The sequence below is a fragment of the Pseudomonas sp. FG98 genome (genome assembly GCF_057808595.1).
This window is the reverse complement of record NZ_JBMDIJ010000102.1, coordinates 1-17457: the sequence shown is the minus strand read 5'-3', so window position 1 is coordinate 17457 and position 17457 is coordinate 1. Positions and strand designations below refer to the sequence as shown.

12 protein-coding genes are annotated in these 17457 nt (G+C 65.3%); 7 read left to right on the top strand and 5 right to left on the bottom strand.

Annotated elements, in window-relative coordinates; all coding sequences use genetic code 11:
- The 3 genes from ACODSK_RS29555 to ACODSK_RS29545 form a co-directional block, all read left to right on the top strand.
- On the top strand, nt 1-2130 hold a 2130-nt coding region (locus tag ACODSK_RS29555; protein WP_489021253.1), incomplete at its 5' end, for a TonB-dependent receptor.
- 93 nt (nt 2131-2223) lie between these two features.
- A complete protein-coding gene (locus ACODSK_RS29550; protein ID WP_489021251.1) occupies nt 2224-2955 on the top strand; it encodes a hypothetical protein in 732 nt (243 codons plus the stop codon).
- A gap of 39 nt (nt 2956-2994) precedes the next feature.
- Nucleotides 2995-3945, top strand: a complete 951-nt coding sequence (locus ACODSK_RS29545; protein WP_489021250.1) for a site-specific integrase — start codon at nt 2995-2997, stop codon at nt 3943-3945.
- Between the two features lie 177 nt (nt 3946-4122).
- Here ACODSK_RS29545 and ACODSK_RS29540 read toward each other — a convergent pair whose 3' ends face one another.
- Both ACODSK_RS29540 and ACODSK_RS29535 read right to left on the bottom strand, forming a co-directional pair.
- Entirely contained in the window at nt 4123-5262 is a 1140-nt protein-coding gene (locus tag ACODSK_RS29540; protein WP_489021249.1) for a glycerate kinase, read from the bottom strand.
- Between the two features lie 375 nt (nt 5263-5637).
- The gene (locus tag ACODSK_RS29535) at nt 5638-6735 is read right to left on the bottom strand and encodes a sugar diacid recognition domain-containing protein (protein WP_489021247.1); all 1098 of its coding nucleotides are present in this window, start codon (nt 6733-6735) and stop codon (nt 5638-5640) included.
- Nucleotides 6736-6896: 161 nt separating this feature from the next.
- On the opposite strand from ACODSK_RS29535, the gene ACODSK_RS29530 reads away from it, so the two are divergent.
- A complete protein-coding gene (locus ACODSK_RS29530; RefSeq protein WP_489021246.1) occupies nt 6897-8225 on the top strand; it encodes an MFS transporter in 1329 nt (442 codons plus the stop codon).
- A 273-nt stretch (nt 8226-8498) separates the two neighbouring features.
- Nucleotides 8499-9506: an aldo/keto reductase gene (locus ACODSK_RS29525; RefSeq protein WP_489021244.1), complete on the top strand. Its 1008-nt coding sequence runs from the start codon at nt 8499-8501 to the stop codon at nt 9504-9506.
- Here ACODSK_RS29525 and nahK read toward each other — a convergent pair.
- The 3 genes from nahK to ACODSK_RS29510 form a co-directional block, all read right to left on the bottom strand.
- Nucleotides 9484-12123 carry a hybrid sensor histidine kinase/response regulator NahK/ErcS' gene (nahK, locus tag ACODSK_RS29520; RefSeq protein WP_489021242.1) on the bottom strand — a complete coding sequence of 880 codons (2640 nt, stop codon included), beginning with the start codon at nt 12121-12123 and terminating at the stop codon, nt 9484-9486. The two genes, ACODSK_RS29525 and nahK, sit on opposite strands and share 23 nt — an antisense overlap.
- A complete protein-coding gene (gene nosP / locus ACODSK_RS29515) occupies nt 12053-13216 on the bottom strand; it encodes a nitric oxide-sensing protein NosP (protein WP_489021240.1) in 1164 nt (387 codons plus the stop codon). The genes nahK and nosP overlap by 71 nt, the downstream gene beginning before the upstream one ends.
- A gap of 317 nt (nt 13217-13533) precedes the next feature.
- Complete coding sequence (locus ACODSK_RS29510) at nt 13534-14730, bottom strand: porin (RefSeq protein WP_489021238.1); 1197 nt, start codon at nt 14728-14730, stop codon at nt 13534-13536.
- 352 nt (nt 14731-15082) lie between these two features.
- Between ACODSK_RS29510 and ACODSK_RS29505 the strand changes: the two genes are divergently transcribed.
- Together ACODSK_RS29505 and ACODSK_RS29500 are read left to right on the top strand one after the other, a co-directional pair.
- On the top strand, nt 15083-16168 hold the full coding sequence (locus ACODSK_RS29505; RefSeq protein ID WP_489021237.1) for an enoyl-CoA hydratase/isomerase family protein: 1086 nt from the start codon (nt 15083-15085) through the stop codon (nt 16166-16168).
- A 16-nt stretch (nt 16169-16184) separates the two neighbouring features.
- Entirely contained in the window at nt 16185-17336 is a 1152-nt protein-coding gene (locus ACODSK_RS29500; protein WP_489021235.1) for an acyl-CoA dehydrogenase family protein, read from the top strand.
- The last annotated feature ends 121 nt before the right edge of the window (nt 17337-17457 follow it).

Here is a 17457-nt window from a genome sequence, read left to right as displayed (position 1 = left end):
CCCCCCCCCCCCGCCACCTGCGCCTGGGCGCAGGACGCCAGCCTGATCCTGCCCGCCAGCACCATTTCCGCCGATAGCGAGGTGGCCGACGAAGGCACCCGCCTCGACCTCGACAGACCCGGCGAAGGCGGCTCGCGCCTGAAGCTCACCCCACGGGAGAACCCCGCCTCGGTCGCCGTGGCCGACCGCGCAACCATGGAGCGCATCGGTGCGCGCAACTTCCAGGATGCGGCCAACGCCCTGCCCGGGGTCAACGCCTCGGCGCCGCCTGGCTGGGGTGGCTATGTCGCCTATCGCGGCTTCAACGGCGCGCAGATCGCCCAACTGTTCAATGGCATCAATCTGCAATACGGCGCCGCCGCACGCCCGGTCGGCGCCTGGATCTACGACCGGGTCGAATTGCTCGGCGGGCCTTCATCCTTCCTTAATGGCAGCGGCGCGGTGGGTGGCAGCCTGAACATGGTGACGCGCCTGGCCGAGCGCGGCACCGACAGCTTCGAGGGCCGCGTCAGCTATGGCCGCTATGACAGCGTGGAAACCTCGATTGGCATCAACAAGGCGCTCAACGACGGCAATGGCCCGCGTCATTACGCCCGCCTCGACTACAGCCGCACCGCCAGCAACGGCTATATCGACCGCCAGCAGAACAACGCCGGCAACCTGGCGTTCTCCCTGCTCAGCGACTTCAACGAACAGCTCTCCCACACCCTGGCCATCGAGTACCTGGAAGAGCAGGAAGACAGCCCCTACTGGGGCACGCCGGTGCTGCGCCCATTGGCCGGCAGCCTGCATATCGACCGCCACCAGCGTTTCGCCAACTACAACGTCGAGGACGGCCGCTACGAGCAACGCACCCGCTGGCTGCGTTCGATCACCGAATACCGCTTCAACGACGCCAGCCAGTTGCGCAACACCTTCTACCACTACAGCGGCCAGCGCGATTACCGCAATCTCGAGGTCTATCGCTACAACGCCGACAACAGTGCGGTCCTGCGCTCCGGCGCCTATCGCCAGCGGCATGACCAGGAGGTCAATGGCAACCGCATCGAGCTGACCCATGCCAGCGAGCTGTTCGGCCTGGCCAGCGACTGGGCCTTCGGCCTGGACTACAACCGCAACCAGCAGACCATCTACCCGCTGTCCATTGGCGCCACCTTCGACACGGTGACTCCAGGCGCCTTCGAGCCCGATCACTTCCTCGATATCCCCGGCATGAGTGCGCCGCGCAAGAAAGGCCGCAGCACCTGGACCGACACCTCCTCGGCCTTCGTCGAAAACCGCACCCGGCTCACCGAACGCCTGGCCCTGGTCAGTGCGCTGCGCTATGACCACCTGGATTTCGAAGTACGCGACCATGTCACCCGGACCGGCCTCGACCGGCGCTGGGACGCCCTGAGCGGACGCCTCGGCCTGGTCTACGACCTCACCGCGAACGTCAGCCTTTATAGCCAGTTCAGCACCTCGGCCGAACCACCAGGCGGTACCCTGACCAGCGCTTCCATGGCCCAGGTCGGCGACTTCGAGCTGAGCACCGGGCGCCAGGTCGAGGTGGGCAGCAAGTTCGACTTCCTCGACGATCGCGGCAGCGCCACGGCGGCGGCCTACCGCATCGTGCGCAAGAACATCTCGGTGCCCTCCTCGACCCTGCCCAACGTCACCGAACAGGCCGGGCAGCAGACCTCCACCGGCATCGAGCTGGCGGCTTCGTTGAAGATCACCCCGCAAGTGCTGGCGGCAGGCAACTTTGCCTGGGTCCGGGCGGAGTACGACGAGTTCAACGAGAACATCGGCGGCGTGGTGTATTCGCGCAAGGGCAAGACCCCGGTGAACATCCCCGAGCGCACCGCCAACCTGTGGCTGACCTGGGACTTCGCCCCGGGCTGGCAGGTCGGCGCCGATGCACGCTATGTAGCCTCGGTGTACGCCGATACGGCCAACAGCATGTGGGTGCCGTCCTACACCCTGTACGGGTTGTCCATGAGCCACGACCTCGACGCCCATACCAAGGTCAGCGCGCGCCTGCGCAACCTGACCGACGAGGTGTATGCGCGGTTCATCCACCAGAGCAATACCCAGTACTACCTGGGTGAGCCAAGGAGCCTGGAGGTAGCGGTGGATTGGCGGTTCTGATCGCGACACACCACGCGAATGATTCTTGATTGAGTCGCAGAGCCGCGCCGTTTATTCTGCGCGGCTTTCCGAATCACCTATCAAGGATGTGTTGTGTCGAAGAAACTTCCCCTCGCCCTTCTCGCCTTCGCCCTGCTCGGTGGCTGCGCGCAAATGCCCTCCAATCCGAAGGTCGATCCGCAGGTCATGCTGCACTTCCAGCAGACGTTTTCGGCAGCCATTTACCGCAGTATCTCGGCACGGGTTCAGGAACAGACCTCGGGCGCGGTGTCGCTGCGCATCATCGCCGATCGCCAGGGCCGCGCCCTGAGCTGCGAAGCCAGGCCGGCCAAGCCTGAGCTGCTTGAACGACTGCCGGCCGAAGTGCCGCGCAGCGATCCCGCGACCTTCGCCAGGCAGATGGAGCAGTACTGCCTGCAAGGTATCTACCCCACTGCACCCGAGGCGCTGTATGACGATAAGGGTCATGTCGAGCTGGTCGCACCGGTTCAGGTGGTCTTCCCCGACCGTGGTTTTGCAGGCTGGAGACTGGTCAACGCCCAGCGCCGGTACTTCGGCGAACACCTGCTCAAGGACGAACAGGCCGGCAGCATCGGTACTTTGATCGTGCGTTACCAACGGGATGCCAGTGGCTGCCTGGTGGACCTGCGGCCACACCCTCTGCGGCCTGCAGAGTTCAAACTCGACGGTGCCCTGCTGGGACGACTCAATACGGCCTGCATGGGGCTGGACCTGCATCAGGTGCCGGGGATCGACCAGCTCGACGAGAAAAAGCCGGTCGGCGTGGTATCGATGGAATATGCGCCGTGGACGGTCGGGCGCTAAACTCGCCGGCACAGCACAACCGATATCCCATCCCGCCCCATGAACAAGATCGACCAGTACCTCCAGGCTGCCGTCCGCGACAACACGCGGCGCAGTTACCGCGCCGCCGTCGAGCATTTCGAGGTGACCTGGGGCGGGTTCCTCCCGGCCACGGCGGACAGCATTGCCCGCTACCTGGCCGATTTCGCCGGCGAACACTCGCTCAATACCCTGCGCCAGCGCCTGGCAGCCCTCGGCCAATGGCATGTCAGCCAGGGTTTTCCAGATCCGACCAAGGCGCCGTTGGTGCGGCAGATGCTCAAGGGCATCCGCGCCGTACACCCGGTGCAGGAGCGCCAGGCCACGGCGCTGACCCTGGAGCATCTGCAACGCACGATCAGCCACCTCGAACAGTGCGCCGCCACGGCCCAACGCGACCACCGCCTACCCGACCTGCTGCGCGCCCGGCGCGACGCAGCGTTGCTGCTGGTCGGGTTCTGGCGGGGTTTTCGCGGCGATGAGCTGGCGCGGCTGCGGGTCGAGCATATCCAGGCCCAGGCGGGTGGCGGGATGCAGTTGTACCTGCCGCAGAGCAAGGGCGATCGCCAGGGGCGCGGGGTCACCCACCGGATGCCGGCCTTGAAGAGCCTGTGTCCGGTGCAGGCTTATGTGGAATGGATCACGGTCGCGGGGATTGCTCGTGGACCGGTGTTCCGCAAGCTGGACCGCTGGGGCAACCTCGGCGAGGAGGCGCTGAACAGCGGCAGCCTGATCGCCCTGCTGCGGCGGATCTTCGCCAGCGCCGGACTACCCGCCGAAACCTACAGCGCCCACTCCCTGCGCCGTGGTTTCGCCACCTGGGCCAGCAGCAATGGCTGGGATACCAAGGCATTGATGAGCCATGTCGGCTGGCGCGATGTGAAGTCGGCGCTGCGCTATGTGGATGCCAGCGCGTCGTTTGGCGAGCTGGAGTTGCCGGCGGTGCACCAGGAAATCAAACGCCTCGAATAAGGTTGTATCGAACCTGTGGGAGCTGGCTTGCCAGCTCCCACAAGGACCGCGTCGAGCACAGATACCGTGGCCGGCTCAGAACCCTGTGGGAGTCGGCATTGCCGACGATGAGGCCAGCACTCACAACATCAATCTGCTTGCCTGCCGCCATAGAATCTCCCACAAGGTCCGCTCCGCTCAGTTGCGTTTGGCAACCTGCCACAACCGCACGATATCCCCCGCCCGCGCCGCAAGCAGTTCGGCGGCATTGCCACAGGCCTGCTGCAAGGTCATCGGGCCGCTGGCAATGGCGAAGGCGGCATCGATGCCATGGCCATACAGCTCCTGATACCCCTCACCCAGGGTCCCGGCCAGTACCACCACCGGCACACCATGACGCTTGGCGATACGGGCCACGCCAAAGGGCGTCTTGCCGCGCAGGGTCTGGGCGTCGAAACGGCCCTCGCCGGTGATCACCAGGTCCGCGCCCTGCACTGCCGCGTCTAGGCCGGCCAGCTCGGCGACCACCTCGATACCGGGACGGAACTGCGCATCGAGAAACGCCTTGGCCGCGAAGCCCATGCCACCGGCCGCACCGCAACCGGGGAAGTCACGCACATCGCGGCCCAGCAGGCCGGCGCAGTGATCGGCGAAATGACCGAGGGCATGGTCCAGCAACTGCACCTGCTCCGGACTGGCGCCTTTCTGCGGACCGAAGATCGCCGAAGCGCCATTGCTGCCGCACAGCGGGTTGTCGACATCGGCAGCGACTTCCAGGCGCACACCTGCCAGGCGCGGATCAAGGTCGCTGGCATCGATGCGCGCGACATTGGCCAGGGCCAGTCCACCCTCCTCCAGCGCGGCGTCCTGGGCGTCAAAGGTGCGCAGGCCGAGAGCGCGGAGCATGCCGCTGCCGGCGTCGTTGGTGGCGCTGCCGCCAATGGCCAGGATGATCCGCTCGGCACCGGCATCCAGCGCCGCGCCGATCAACTGGCCGGTGCCGTAGGTGCTGGTACGGCAGGCGTCACGCTCGCCCAGTTCGAGCAGTTGCAGGCCGCTGGCCTGGGCCATCTCGATGATCGCGGTGCGCGATTCGGCCAGCCAGCCCCAATGGGCGGTGACCGCCCGGCCCAATGGTCCGCGGACTTCGAGGCTGCGCTGCTCGCCATGGCAGGCGGCGACAATGGCGTCCATGGTGCCCTCGCCGCCGTCGGCCATCGGGCAGCACACCACCTGGGCCTGCGGCAGTACCCCGGCGATACCGCTTGCAATGGCCGCGGCAACCCCCTCGGCGCTGAGGCTGTCCTTGAACGAGTCGGGGGCGATGACGATTTTCATGAGAGGCTCCTGTTGCAGATGCCAGCATGCTGCCAGTTGTCAGGCTGGCTCGCTTCTGTCGGCTGCACAAGAGCGAGGGTGGGTTGTTTGGTCAGTTGGACAAGTCGACACCTTCAGCTCCCGCATCGCAGCGAAGTTCGGCGCGGTCCCGGTAGGAGCTGCTTTAGCTGCGAAGGACCGCGCGGCGGTCCCAAAACCATCCAGCACAAGCTTGATACTTATGCTGTCGTGGGTTCACAGCGACTGCCAGGCAGCACTCCTCCAGGCATTCGGTGTGGCAGGATTTGGGACCGCTGCGCGGTCCTTCGCAGCTAAAGCAGTTCCTACCTGGACCTCGTCGACTACTGCGCGGGATGTGCAGATATCCATCACCGCCTACTCGGCAGGCAACAACTGCAACCCCAGGTAAAGACTCAACATCCCCTCCAGCCCCAGCGGGTCCACCCCGCTCAACTCACCAATCCGTTCCAGCCGGTAGCGCAGGCTGTTGCGGTGGATGCCCAGGGCGTCGGCGCAAGCCTGGCTTTGCCCGTCATGCCGGCACCAGGCGCGCAGGGTGAGGAGCAGTTGTCCGCTGACATCCTTGGCGCGAATGCGCTGCAAGGGTTCGAGGAGTTCGTCCAGCGCGTCGTCCTGCCGGTGGCGCCATAACAGCGCCGGCAGGCGATAGCGGGTCAGGCTCAGCAGGCGCTCGCCCGGCAGCACCTCGCGCCCGTAGGCGAGCAGGTCGCGGACCCGGCGATAGCCACGGCGCAGCTTCTCCACGCCGTCGGCGACTCCGCCCACCGCTACCCGCTGCACCTGCCAGCCCTGAGCCTGCAACTTGTCCAGCAGCTTCGCCTCGTCCAGCGCCAACCCGGCCGGGCGACACCAGAGCAGGGACTGACGCGCCGGGCTGACACACCAGCTGTCCGGGTAGCGCTGCATCAACCACACCGACAAGGCCTCTGCACTCTGCCCTTCGTCCAGCTCGAACAGGCAGGGTACCCGCGGCAGTTGCGGCTTGAGCCCCAATTGCCGGGCTTCGTCGAGCAAACGTGGGGCATCGCCGCTGCCGCCGAGCAACAGGGCCAGCAGATCGTCACAGCGCTGCCGCCGCCATTGCTGCTCCACTTGCAGGTGGCGCTGGGCCAGGAGCATTTCGGCGGTCATCCGCACCAGTTCGGCGTAGGTACGCAGTTGCTGCGGCTCACCGGTGATACCCAGCACCCCGATCAGCCGTCCGTCCAGCATCAGCGGCAGGTTGACCCCGGGCTGCACGCCTTTCAGGCACTTGGCGGCTTCGCCGTCGATCTCGACGATGCGCTCGTTGGCCAGCACCAGTTGCGCCCCTTCATGGCGGGTATTGATGCGTTGCGCCTCACCACTGCCGAGAATCAGCCCCTGGCTGTCCATGACGTTGACGTTATAGGGAAGAATGGCCATCGCCCGGTCGACGATATCCTGCGCCAGGTCATGGTCCAGTTCGAACATTACGGGTTCCTTGAAGGTCGACAGGTTGGGCGACGGCACAGCGAAGTGCCGTGAATGCCGTGCAAAAGCACAAAGACAGGCATCGCGCGCTCGCCGAGACTTTTCACCAGCGCCCGCCTCGACGCGGGATGCCGCACAACCATAACAACAGAGAGAGAATCATGTCATCCAGCCCTGCCCCTGACCAAGGCCACGGCGTCGACCGCAACGCGCTGTACCGGCGCATCACCCTGCGGCTGATCCCGTTCATTTTTGTTTGCTACCTGTTCAACTACCTCGACCGGGTCAACGTCGGCTTCGCCAAGCTGCAGATGCTCGACGCGCTGAACTTCAGCGAGACCATCTACGGCCTCGGCGCCGGGATCTTCTTCATCGGCTACGTGCTCTGCGGCCTGCCCAGCAACCTGGCGCTGGACCGCTTCGGCCCGCGGCGCTGGATCGCCCTGATGATGATCACCTGGGGCACCCTGTCGACCTGCCTGCTGTTCGTCACCACGCCGACCCAGTTCTACGTGCTGCGGCTGTTCACCGGTGCTGCCGAGGCCGGCTTCTTCCCCGGCATCGTGCTGTACCTTTCGCAGTGGTTCCCGGCCCAGCGGCGCGGGCGGATCATGGCCCTGTTCATGTCGGCAATCCCGGTTTCCGGCCTGCTCGGCGGACCGTTCTCCGGCTGGATCCTCAATCACTTCGCCGCCGGCCAGGGCGGCCTGGCCGGCTGGCAGTGGATGTTCCTGATCCAGGGCCTGCCGACCGTCGTGCTCGGCTGCATGGCGGTGTTCCTGCTCAGCGACGGCTTCGCCAAGGCCGGCTGGCTCAGCGCAGCCGAACGCCAGGCGGTAGCGGCCGACCTGGCTGCCGATGCCGCCGGCAAGCCGAAGACGGTCAGCGACAGCCTGCTGTCGGTGCTGACCAACCCGCTGATCTGGACCTTCGGCTTCGTCTACTTCTGCATCCAGAGCGGCGTGTACGCGATCAACTTCTGGCTGCCGTCGATCATCAAGAGCCTGGGCTTCAGCGACGCCCTGCTGATCGGCTGGCTGAGCGCGATCCCCTACCTGCTGGCCGGGGTGTTCATGCTCCTGGTCGGTCGCTCCGCCGACCTGCGCAACGAGCGGCGCTGGCACCTTGTGGTGCCGATGCTGATGGGCGCCATCGGTCTGCTGATCGCGGTGAACTTCGCCCACAGCCCGGTAATCGCCATCCTCGGCCTGAGCATCGCCACCATGGGTGCCCTCACCGGCCTGCCGATGTTCTGGCCGATGCCGACCGCCCTGCTCACCGCCGGTACCGCCGTGGCGGGCCTGGCGATCATCAACTCGGTCGGGCAGATGGCCGGTTTCCTCAGCCCGTATCTGGTCGGCTTCATCAAGGACCAGACCGGTTCGACCGATGCGGCGCTGTATTCGCTGGCGGGGTTGATCGTGGTGGGTAGCCTGGTGGCGTTGCGGGTGTCGCGCATGCGGGGGGCCAGCCAGGTCGTCGGCGCCTGACCGGGCCTCATCGCGGCATGGGCTTTGACGACTGGCACTGAACCTTGTGGGAGCCGGCATTGCCGGCGATGAGGCCATCCGCCTCGACATCGATCTTGCGGCCTGTGTCGTTCTGACAGGCCTCATCGCTGGCAACGCCAGCTCCCACAGGGTCCGCGCCAGCCTTGAGAGAATTGTGTAGATACCCATGCTCATCGCTGGCAAGCCAACTTGCCAGCGATGCATTTCCCCCGTACAAAAGTCCCTTCACCTATCGCGAAGGGACTTTCGACCATGATCTACCGTCCTCTGGGCCGCAGCGGCCTGCAAGTGTCCGCCCTGACCCTGGGCAGCATGATGTTCGGTGAACAGACCAGTACCGAAGACTCGCTGCGCATCATCGACAAGGCCTGGGACCAGGGCATCAACTTCATCGATACCGCCGACGTCTACAACGGCGGTCGTTCGGAAGAGATCGTCGGCGAAGGCATCGCCGCCCACCGGCATGACTGGATCCTCGCCAGCAAGGTCGGCTACGGCCCGGCCGACGGCGTGCCCAATCGCAGCGGCCTGTCGCGCAAGCATATCTTCAACGCCATCGAAGCCAGCCTGACCCGCCTCGGCACCGACTACATCGACATCTACTACCTGCACCGCGAAGACCATTCGACACCGCTGGACATCACCGTCTCGGCCATCGGTGAACTGCTGCGCCAGGGCAAGATCCGCCATTGGGGCGTGTCCAACTTCCGTGGCTGGCGCATTGCCGAGATCTGCAACCTGGCCGAACGCCTGGGCGTGCCCAAGCCGGTGGTCAGCCAGCCGCTGTACAACATCGTCAACCGCCAGGCCGAAACCGAACAGCTGACTGCCGCGGCCTATCACGGCCTGGGCGTGGTGCCCTTCAGCCCGCTGGCCCGTGGCGTGCTCAGCGGCAAGTACGCACCCAACGCCGAACCCGAGGCCGGCAGCCGTGCCGCGCGTCAGGACAAGCGCATCCTCGAAGTGGAATGGCGCGCCGAGTCCCTGGCCATCGCCCAGAAGATCCACGCCTACACCGAAGCCAAAGGTGTCGGCATGGTCGAATTCGCCATTGCCTGGGTGCTGAACAACCAGTCGGTCAGCTCGGCCATCGTCGGCCCGCGCACCGAAGCGCAGTGGGACACCTACGGCGGCGCCCTGGAGGTGAAGATCAGCGCCGAGGACGAGGCCTTCATCGATTCCCTGGTCACCCCGGGCCATGCCTCGACCCACGGATTCAACGATGTCGCCCACTTCGTCAGCGGACGTGCTGCACGCTGAGTTCGCTGCCCAGCAGGTGGCTGATGGCAGCCTTGAGCTTCATCGGCCGTACCGGCTTGTGCATCAGGGTGTGCCCCAGCTCGCGCACCTGCTGCTTGAGTTCGTTGCTGTAGTTGGCGGTGATCATCAGCGCCGGCAGGGGTGATGCCCGCCGCGCATTGATCGCCGCCACGGCTTCCAGGCCATTGCGCTCGTTGTCCAGGTGATAGTCGACAATCAGCAGCCCCGCCTCCTGCGCCGGCAACTGCCCGGCCAGATCCTCTTCGTTCAGCGCCGTACTGACCCGGCATCCCCACTGTTCCAGCAAGGTACGCATGCCGGCGCAGATCGCCGCATCGTTGTCCAGCACCCAGATCCGCGCACCTTCAAGACGCTCCAGCAAGGGTGGCGGTTCCGGCACGGTCACCAGGGCCTGGGGCAACTGGCGACTGAGCGGGACCTCGATGGCGAACACCGAACCCTTGCCCGGGGTCGAGCGCACCTGGATACGATGGCCAAGGATGCCGGCAATCTTCTCGACGATGGCCAGGCCCAGCCCCAGGCCACGGTCCTGGTCCGGGCGCTGGCAATCGCCGCGTTTGAACTCCTGGAAAATCTCCTCGCGCTTGTCGGCGGCAATGCCGATACCGGTGTCCCATACCTCGATCCACAGGCGCCCTGCCCGACGCCGGCAGCCCAGCAGCAAACGCCCGCTGGGGGTGTAGCGAATCGCGTTGCTCAGCAGATTGCGCAGGATCCGCGCCAGCAACTGCATGTCGCTGCGCACCCGCAGGCGGGTCGGCACATAACTCAGGCGCAGGCCCTCGCTGGCAGCGGTGGCGGCATATTCGGCGGCAAGGTTGTCGAGCAGGTCGCTGACGGCGAACGGTGCAACATCGGCCTTGATCACCCCGGCATCGAGCTTGGAAATGTCGACCAGGGTCCCCAGCAGGCTTTCCACATCGTCCAGCGCATTGCTGACGTTGCGCACCAGCGCCGGGCTGCCGTTCTGCTCCTGCAGGGCGCTGGTGAACAGCCGCGCGGCATTCAGCGGCTGCAGCAGGTCATGGCTGACGGCGGCGAGGAACTTGGTCTTGGACAGGTTGGCCTGCTCGGCTTCCTGCTTGGCATCGCGCAGGCGTGACTCGGCCCGCCGCCGCTCCTCGATCTCGCGCAGCAATTGCTGGTTGAGCTGGGTCAGCTCGGTGGTACGTTCGCGCACCCGCACTTCCAGGTGCTGATAGGCCTGGTGCAGGGCCTCGGCGGTGCGCCGGCGCTCGGTGATATCGCGGATCAGCACGAAGATCCCCACCACCTCGCCGCTGGGCAGGCGATTCGGCACATAGGAGCGCAGCATGTAGCGCTCCTGGCCGTGGGCGTTGGTTTCGGCGAACTCGAAGGTCACCGCCTCGCCGGCCAGGGCCTGGGCGATATAGGTTTCCAGGCGCTGGTAGTGCTCGGCGCTGTGCACGTCGCGCAGGCGCTGGCCGAGCATTGCCGCGTGGGGCCAGCAATACCACTGCTCGTAGACCTTGTTGGTGAACTCATAGACCAGGTCGGCATTCAGGTAGGCGATCAGCGCCGGTACCTGGTCGGTGATCAGGCGGATCCAGCGCTCGCTCTCGCTGAGGGCCTCGGCATGCTGGTAGCGCTCGGTGATGTCGGTGAAGGTGTTGACGAAACCGCCGGTGGGCAGCGGATGGGTACGGATCTCCAGCATGCGCCCGTCGTACAGGCGCTGCTCCAGCTCCTGCAAGGGTCGGCCGTTAGCATCGCGGCTGGCCGGGGTCAGCAAGGCCAGCTCGCTGTCGCCGATCACATCGGCGAACTGCCGGTGCGCGGCAATCGGGGCCAACCCGCTGAGTTCGAGAAAGCGCCGATTCCACAGCTCCAGCACCCCCTCGGCATTGACCATGGCCACGCCCTGGGACAGGTTGTCTACCGCGCGCTGCAACAGGTGCGACTTCTGCGCCACCGCCTGCTCGCGGCGCTGGGTCTCGCTGTGCTTGACCTCGGTGATATCGGTCAGCAGCACCACCCGTCCGCCACCCTGGGTCGGCCGCTCGCTGGCCTGCAACCAGCGACCGTCGCGCAAGCGATAGAGCAGGTTTTCGTCGTTGACATTGCGCGGCTCTTCGGTGAACAGCCCGGTGCGCGCCATCAGCCGGCGCACCTCCGACAGGTGCATGCCGCTGATGATGCGGATCCGGCTATTGGCCCAGAGCGCCTTGAAACGCTGGTTGAACAGAACGATGCGCAGGTCCGGGTCGAACAGCACGAAGGCATCGGAAATGCTCTCGATGGCATCGACCAGGTACTGGTGCGCGGTTTCCGCACGCTGGCGGGCGTCGCTGAGCAGGTGGTTGCTGGCCTTGAGTTCGGCCATGGCCTGGTTCAGCGCGTCGGTCCGCTCGCGCACCTGCTCGGCGAGGATCACCGAATGCTGGAACGCCGCGTAGGAGTCGTCGGGCCGTGCGGCGCCGGACTCCAGGCGCTCGATCAGCGCCGCGTTGATCCGCGCCAGCTTGTGGTTGTCATGCCGCAGTTGCGCGATCAGCGCTTGGGCTTCAGTCGAATCGGCGGGCACGGGAGCGTCCGATGGCAACGCCGGTGAAGGTCTGGTTGATGTGCATGCCATTGAACTGTTCTCCGTAGGAGTTGAAGCCCACTACCGCGTGCTGGCGCAAGATCGCCTCGACCTCGGTCTTTTGCGGCTGCCCTTCCAGCTCCAGGCGGCGCAGGAAGCAGTCGCAGCCGATGGTCAGGACCAGTTCGCCAAGGCGCTGGCACAGGCCGTCGAACAGCGCTTCGAGGTTAGGCACCAAGGGCCCTGGACGCATGGCGGTGAGGACGATGCCGTTCTCCACCGCGCAATAGAAACTCAGGCTGAGGTCGTCGTGGACCTGCTGGATCGCCCGCACGTAGTAGCGCTCGTTGATCCGTACCGCCAGTGGATGGGCAGCGAAGGTGCGCTGGTCGATCTGCTCCACCGGTACGCCGATCAACTGGGCGTACTCCAGCGCGGCCGGCTCGGCGTTCAGCTCGTAGACCCGGCGCAGGGTGCGGTCGGCGCGGGTGACCACCAGCTTTTCTTCGCGGGGCTGGATGTGATGGGTGGTGAACACCTCGAAGTCCAGCCAGGTATTGACCAGCAGCACCACCGCAGCACTGCTGTGGAAGGCGCCGTCGTAATAGACGTGGGTGTGGTGCAGGTAATTGTCGTCCCCCGCCGAGCCACCGAAATGGGGGATGTCGCCGAGGGCGGCATTGAGCGCGGCGAGGAGCATTTCCTCGCGGCTGGACAGGCCGTCGAGCAGCGTCAGGGCAAAGCTGTGGCCCTTGATCGGCGCCAGGGTGTTGCCGCGACAGTCGTTGATCAGGCGTTCGACGCAGCGCTGGGCGTCGATCAGGCTGAAATCGTGAATCGGCGCGATCAGTTCGCCGGCGATGGAAAACTGCCGGTGATCGAAGCCCAGGGCGGTGATGCAACCACGGCCATAGCCTTCCGGGGTGATTTCCCCGGCGCTGGTGCAGCCGGCCAGGCGGATACCGCCAAAGCTCTGTTGCAGGGCCTGGGCCAGGGCAGGCAGATCGTATTCGGCAGAGCAGAAGAACAGCACGAAGCCCAGGTGCGGGTGCATCAATTGCCGGGCGAGGTCCTGGGCGGCCTCTTCGGCGATCACGGCGCGGGACACGGCACTGAGGACGCCTTCGGCGTTGGACTGCGACATAAGCAGCCTCCAGCGTATGAGGGGATGGATGGCGGCAGTTTAGGGGCTGGCCCGGGGGTGCCGAATGCTACTTGGGTAGGGGGTGGTGGTGGCTTTGGTTGTAGAAGGAAGTGATGTGTTGCTGCTGATGGCCTCATCGCCGGCAATGCCGGCTCCCACAGGGTTCCAGGTCAGCCGCAGAATCCGGGCCCGAAACAGGAACCTGTGGGAGCTGGCATTGCCAGCGATGAGGCCCGAAAGGCCACCGCAGGACAGGATCTCATGCCCGGCAGGATGCGCCTTGCCAGGCAAAAGCCCCCGCCCCGCGATGGTGGGGTTCACCAGGTGAGCACGGCACCCAGGGCCAGGGTGTCGGTGTCTTCGTTCTGTGCGCTGCCTTCGTGGCCATTGATCTCGAACTGGTTGTACTCGGCCACCAGCTTGAGGTTGTCGTTGATGGTGTGGAACAGCGCGATGCCACGGGTTTCGTAGTCGGCACCGGTGTTCACCGCGCCATTGCCGTCATCCTTGGTCTTGCCGTAGGACAACGCCAGGCGGTTCTTGCCGAAGGTGTAAGAGCCCTGCACCAGGTAACCCTTGCTGTCCACTTCGCGCAGGGTGGCTTCGCCGGCGTTGTTGGTGAAGAACGGGTTGATGCCCTTGGCGGTGAAGCCCGAGCCGGTCAGGGAGAACGCACCCATCTTGGCCTGCACGCCATAGCCCACACCCTTGGAGGTGACGCTGTCGACATTGCTGTCGGTGTTGTCCGAGGTCTGGTAGCTGCCGTTGAGCCAGCTGTAGATCTTTGCGCCACCGAGGTCGAACTGGTAGGTGATCTCGCTCTCGGTACGCGGGTTCTTCTGGTAGGCCTTGCCCATGGCGCTGTTGTCGTTGGTGTCGACCGGGTCGAGGATGCCCACGGCAACTCGCAGGCCGTCCATTACCGGAGTGCGGTAGGTGATCTGCGACGACGGGAACGGATAGGGGTAGCCACTGCCGATATTGCCGAACGACACACCGCCGCCATCCACCAGGCCCAGGGTGTCGCTGACCTGGCCGTAGCCGGCGAGCAGTTCGTCGAGGAGGATGTTGGACCGGGCGAACAGGCCGAAGTCCTTGCCGATCAGCACCTCGCCCCATTCAGGATTGGCCACGGTGCCGTAGAACTGGCGGACATCGATGGCGGTGTCGGTGCCGTTCTGCTCGCTGTCGTTGATGGTCACCCAGAACGAGGCCCGACCGCCGAGCTTGAGGTCGGCCATCTGCTTGGTCATGTTGAAGCCCAGGTAGTTGGGCAGGAAGCCCATCTTCACCCGCGACTGGCGGCGGTCGTACTGCTCGCCATCACGGTCGACATCGCTGTTGACGTAGAAGGCGTTGATATAGCCGTCGGTGGAAAAGGTCGTTTCATCCTTGTCGTACAGCATGATTTCCGCCTGGGCCAGCGGGGCCAGGCCAACAGTGGCAAAGCCGGCAGTGGCGAGGCCGGCCAACAGCGGCAGGAAACGGGCATTGGCATTCTTATTCTTGTGCATGACGCTCTCCGCGAACGGTGGTGACGGTTGTCGGAGGCGATTATCGAAAGCCTGCGCGCCCTGCCCTACGCTGCCTTGGGCGCAAGCGTGCGCTGCTTTGGCCGGGGCCATGGGCGCGGCGGTCGAGGGAACTAATCCCCTGTGCGGGTGGGTCACAGGGCTAAAGTGTCGAAGGCACGGACTTAGGTAGAAGTCCGGTTCGAGGTTGCCCATGCAAATTTGCAGAATGCCCTTGCAGTTTTGTCGATTGAGCTGGGCAAATTTGCACTGCTACGATCCGGGCGATCCTTGACCACTGGTCCGCGCCGTGACAATTCACGTGGAAAATCAATAACAAAGCAGGGAGACAGCGATGACCGCGCCAGCTTTATCCACCGGTACCCCGCAAGCGGAAAACGCTCAGGTCCTTTCCCAGGTCCGCAACCATATCGGCCACTTGACCCTCAACCGCCCCGCCGGCCTCAACGCCCTGACCTTGCAGATGGTTCGCGACCTGCGCCTGCAGCTCGAAGCCTGGGCCGTCGACCCGACGATCCATGCCGTGGTCCTGCGCGGTGCCGGGCCCAAGGGTTTCTGCGCCGGCGGCGATATCCGCTCGCTGTACGACAGCTTCAAGAGCGGCGCCAGCCTGCACCATGACTTCTTCGTCGAGGAGTACGACCTCGACCTGTTCATCCACCACTACCGCAAGCCCATTGTCGCGCTGATGGACGGTTTCACCCTCGGCGGCGGCATGGGCCTGGCCCAGGGCGCCGAACTGCGCGTGGTCACCGAGCGCAGTCGCCTGGCCATGCCGGAAGTCGGCATCGGCTACTTCCCGGATGTCGGCGGCAGCTACTTCCTGTCGCGGATTCCTGGCGAGCTGGGCACCTACCTGGGGGTCACCGGCGTGCAGATCCAGGCCGCCGACGCGCTCTATTGCGGCCTGGCCGACTGGTACCTGGACAGCGCCCGCCTGGACGAACTGGACAGCGCCTTCGACCAGCTCGAATGGGGCGAATACCCGCTCAAGGACCTGCAGGGCGCCCTCGCCCGCCTGGGCAGCCAGACCCTGGCCAACCCGCCGCTGGCCGAGCTGCGCCCGGCCATCGACCACTTCTTCGCCTTGCCGGATATCAGCGCGATCATGGAGCAGCTGCGCAGCGTCACCGTGACCGACAGCCATGAGTGGGCGCTGAAAACCGCCGAGCTGATGGACAGCCGCTCGCCACTGGGCATGGCGGTGACCCTGGAGCTGCTGCGCCGCGGCCGCCACCTGGCGCTGGAGGACTGCTTCCGCATGGAACTGCACCTGGACCGCCAGTGGTTCGAGCACGGCGACCTGATGGAAGGCGTGCGCGCCCTGCTGATCGACAAGGACAAGCAGCCGCGCTGGAACCCTGCCAGCGTCGCCGGCCTCGACCGCCAGCGCGTCGACCAATTCTTCGAAGGCCTCTGAATGCCGGAGTACTGCCATGCAAGACCTGGAACTGACTGAAGAACAGATCATGATCCGCGACATGGCCCGGGATTTCGCCCGCAACGAAATCGCGCCCCATGCCCAGGCCTGGGAAAAGGCCGGCTGGATCGACAACGAAGTGGTGCGCAAGATGGGCGAACTGGGCCTGCTCGGCATGGTCGCCCCGGAACAATGGGGCGGCAGCTACACCGACTACGTGGCCTATGCCCTGGCCGTAGAGGAAATCGCCGCCGGCGACGGCGCCACCGGGGCGATGATGAGCATCCACAACTCGGTCGGCTGCGGCCCGCTGCTGGCCTATGGCAGCGACGAGCAGCAACAGGCGTGGCTGCCGCGCCTGGCCAGCGGCGAAGTGATCGGCTGCTTCTGTCTCACCGAACCCCAGGCCGGCTCCGAGGCGCACAACCTGCGTACCCGGGCCGAGCTCAAGGACGGCCAGTGGGTGATCAATGGCGCCAAGCAGTTCGTCAGCAATGCGCGGCGCGCCGGCCTGGCCATCGTCTTCGCGGTGACCGACCCGGAAGCCGGCAAGAAAGGCCTGTCGGCCTTCCTGGTACCCACCGACAACCCCGGGTTCGTGGTCGATCGCAGCGAGCACAAGATGGGTATCCGCGCCTCGGACACCTGCGCCGTGACCCTCAACGACTGCCGCATTCCTGAAGCCAACCTGCTCGGCGAGCGCGGCAAGGGCCTGGCCATCGCCCTGTCCAACCTCGAAGGCGGGCGCATCGGTATCGCCGCCCAGGCCCTGGGCATCGCCCGTGCGGCGTTCGAAGCGGCGCTGGTCTACTCCCGCGAGCGCATCCAGTTCGGCAAACCGATCAACGAACACCAGAGCATCGCCAACCTGCTGGCGGACATGCAGGTGCAGGTCAACGCCGCGCGCCTGCTGATCCTCCACGCCGCGCGCCTGCGCACGGCCGGCAAGCCATGCCTCAGCGAGGCGTCGCAGGCCAAGCTGTTCGCCTCGGAAATGGCCGAGCGGGTCTGTTCCATGGCCATCCAGGTGCATGGCGGCTATGGCTATCTGGAGGACTACCCGGTGGAGAAGTACTACCGGGATGCGCGGATCACGCAGATCTACGAAGGATCGAGCGAGATCCAGCGGATGCTGATTGCGCGGGAGTTGAAGCACTATCCGCTGTGAACTGGGCTTGTCGAGATACCGAGACAAGGCTGACAGGTGCATGACGATGGTCTTCTAGCGCCCTCAAGATCGAGCGCCGTCCACACGGCGCATCGCCGGCAACGCCGGCTCCCACATTTGT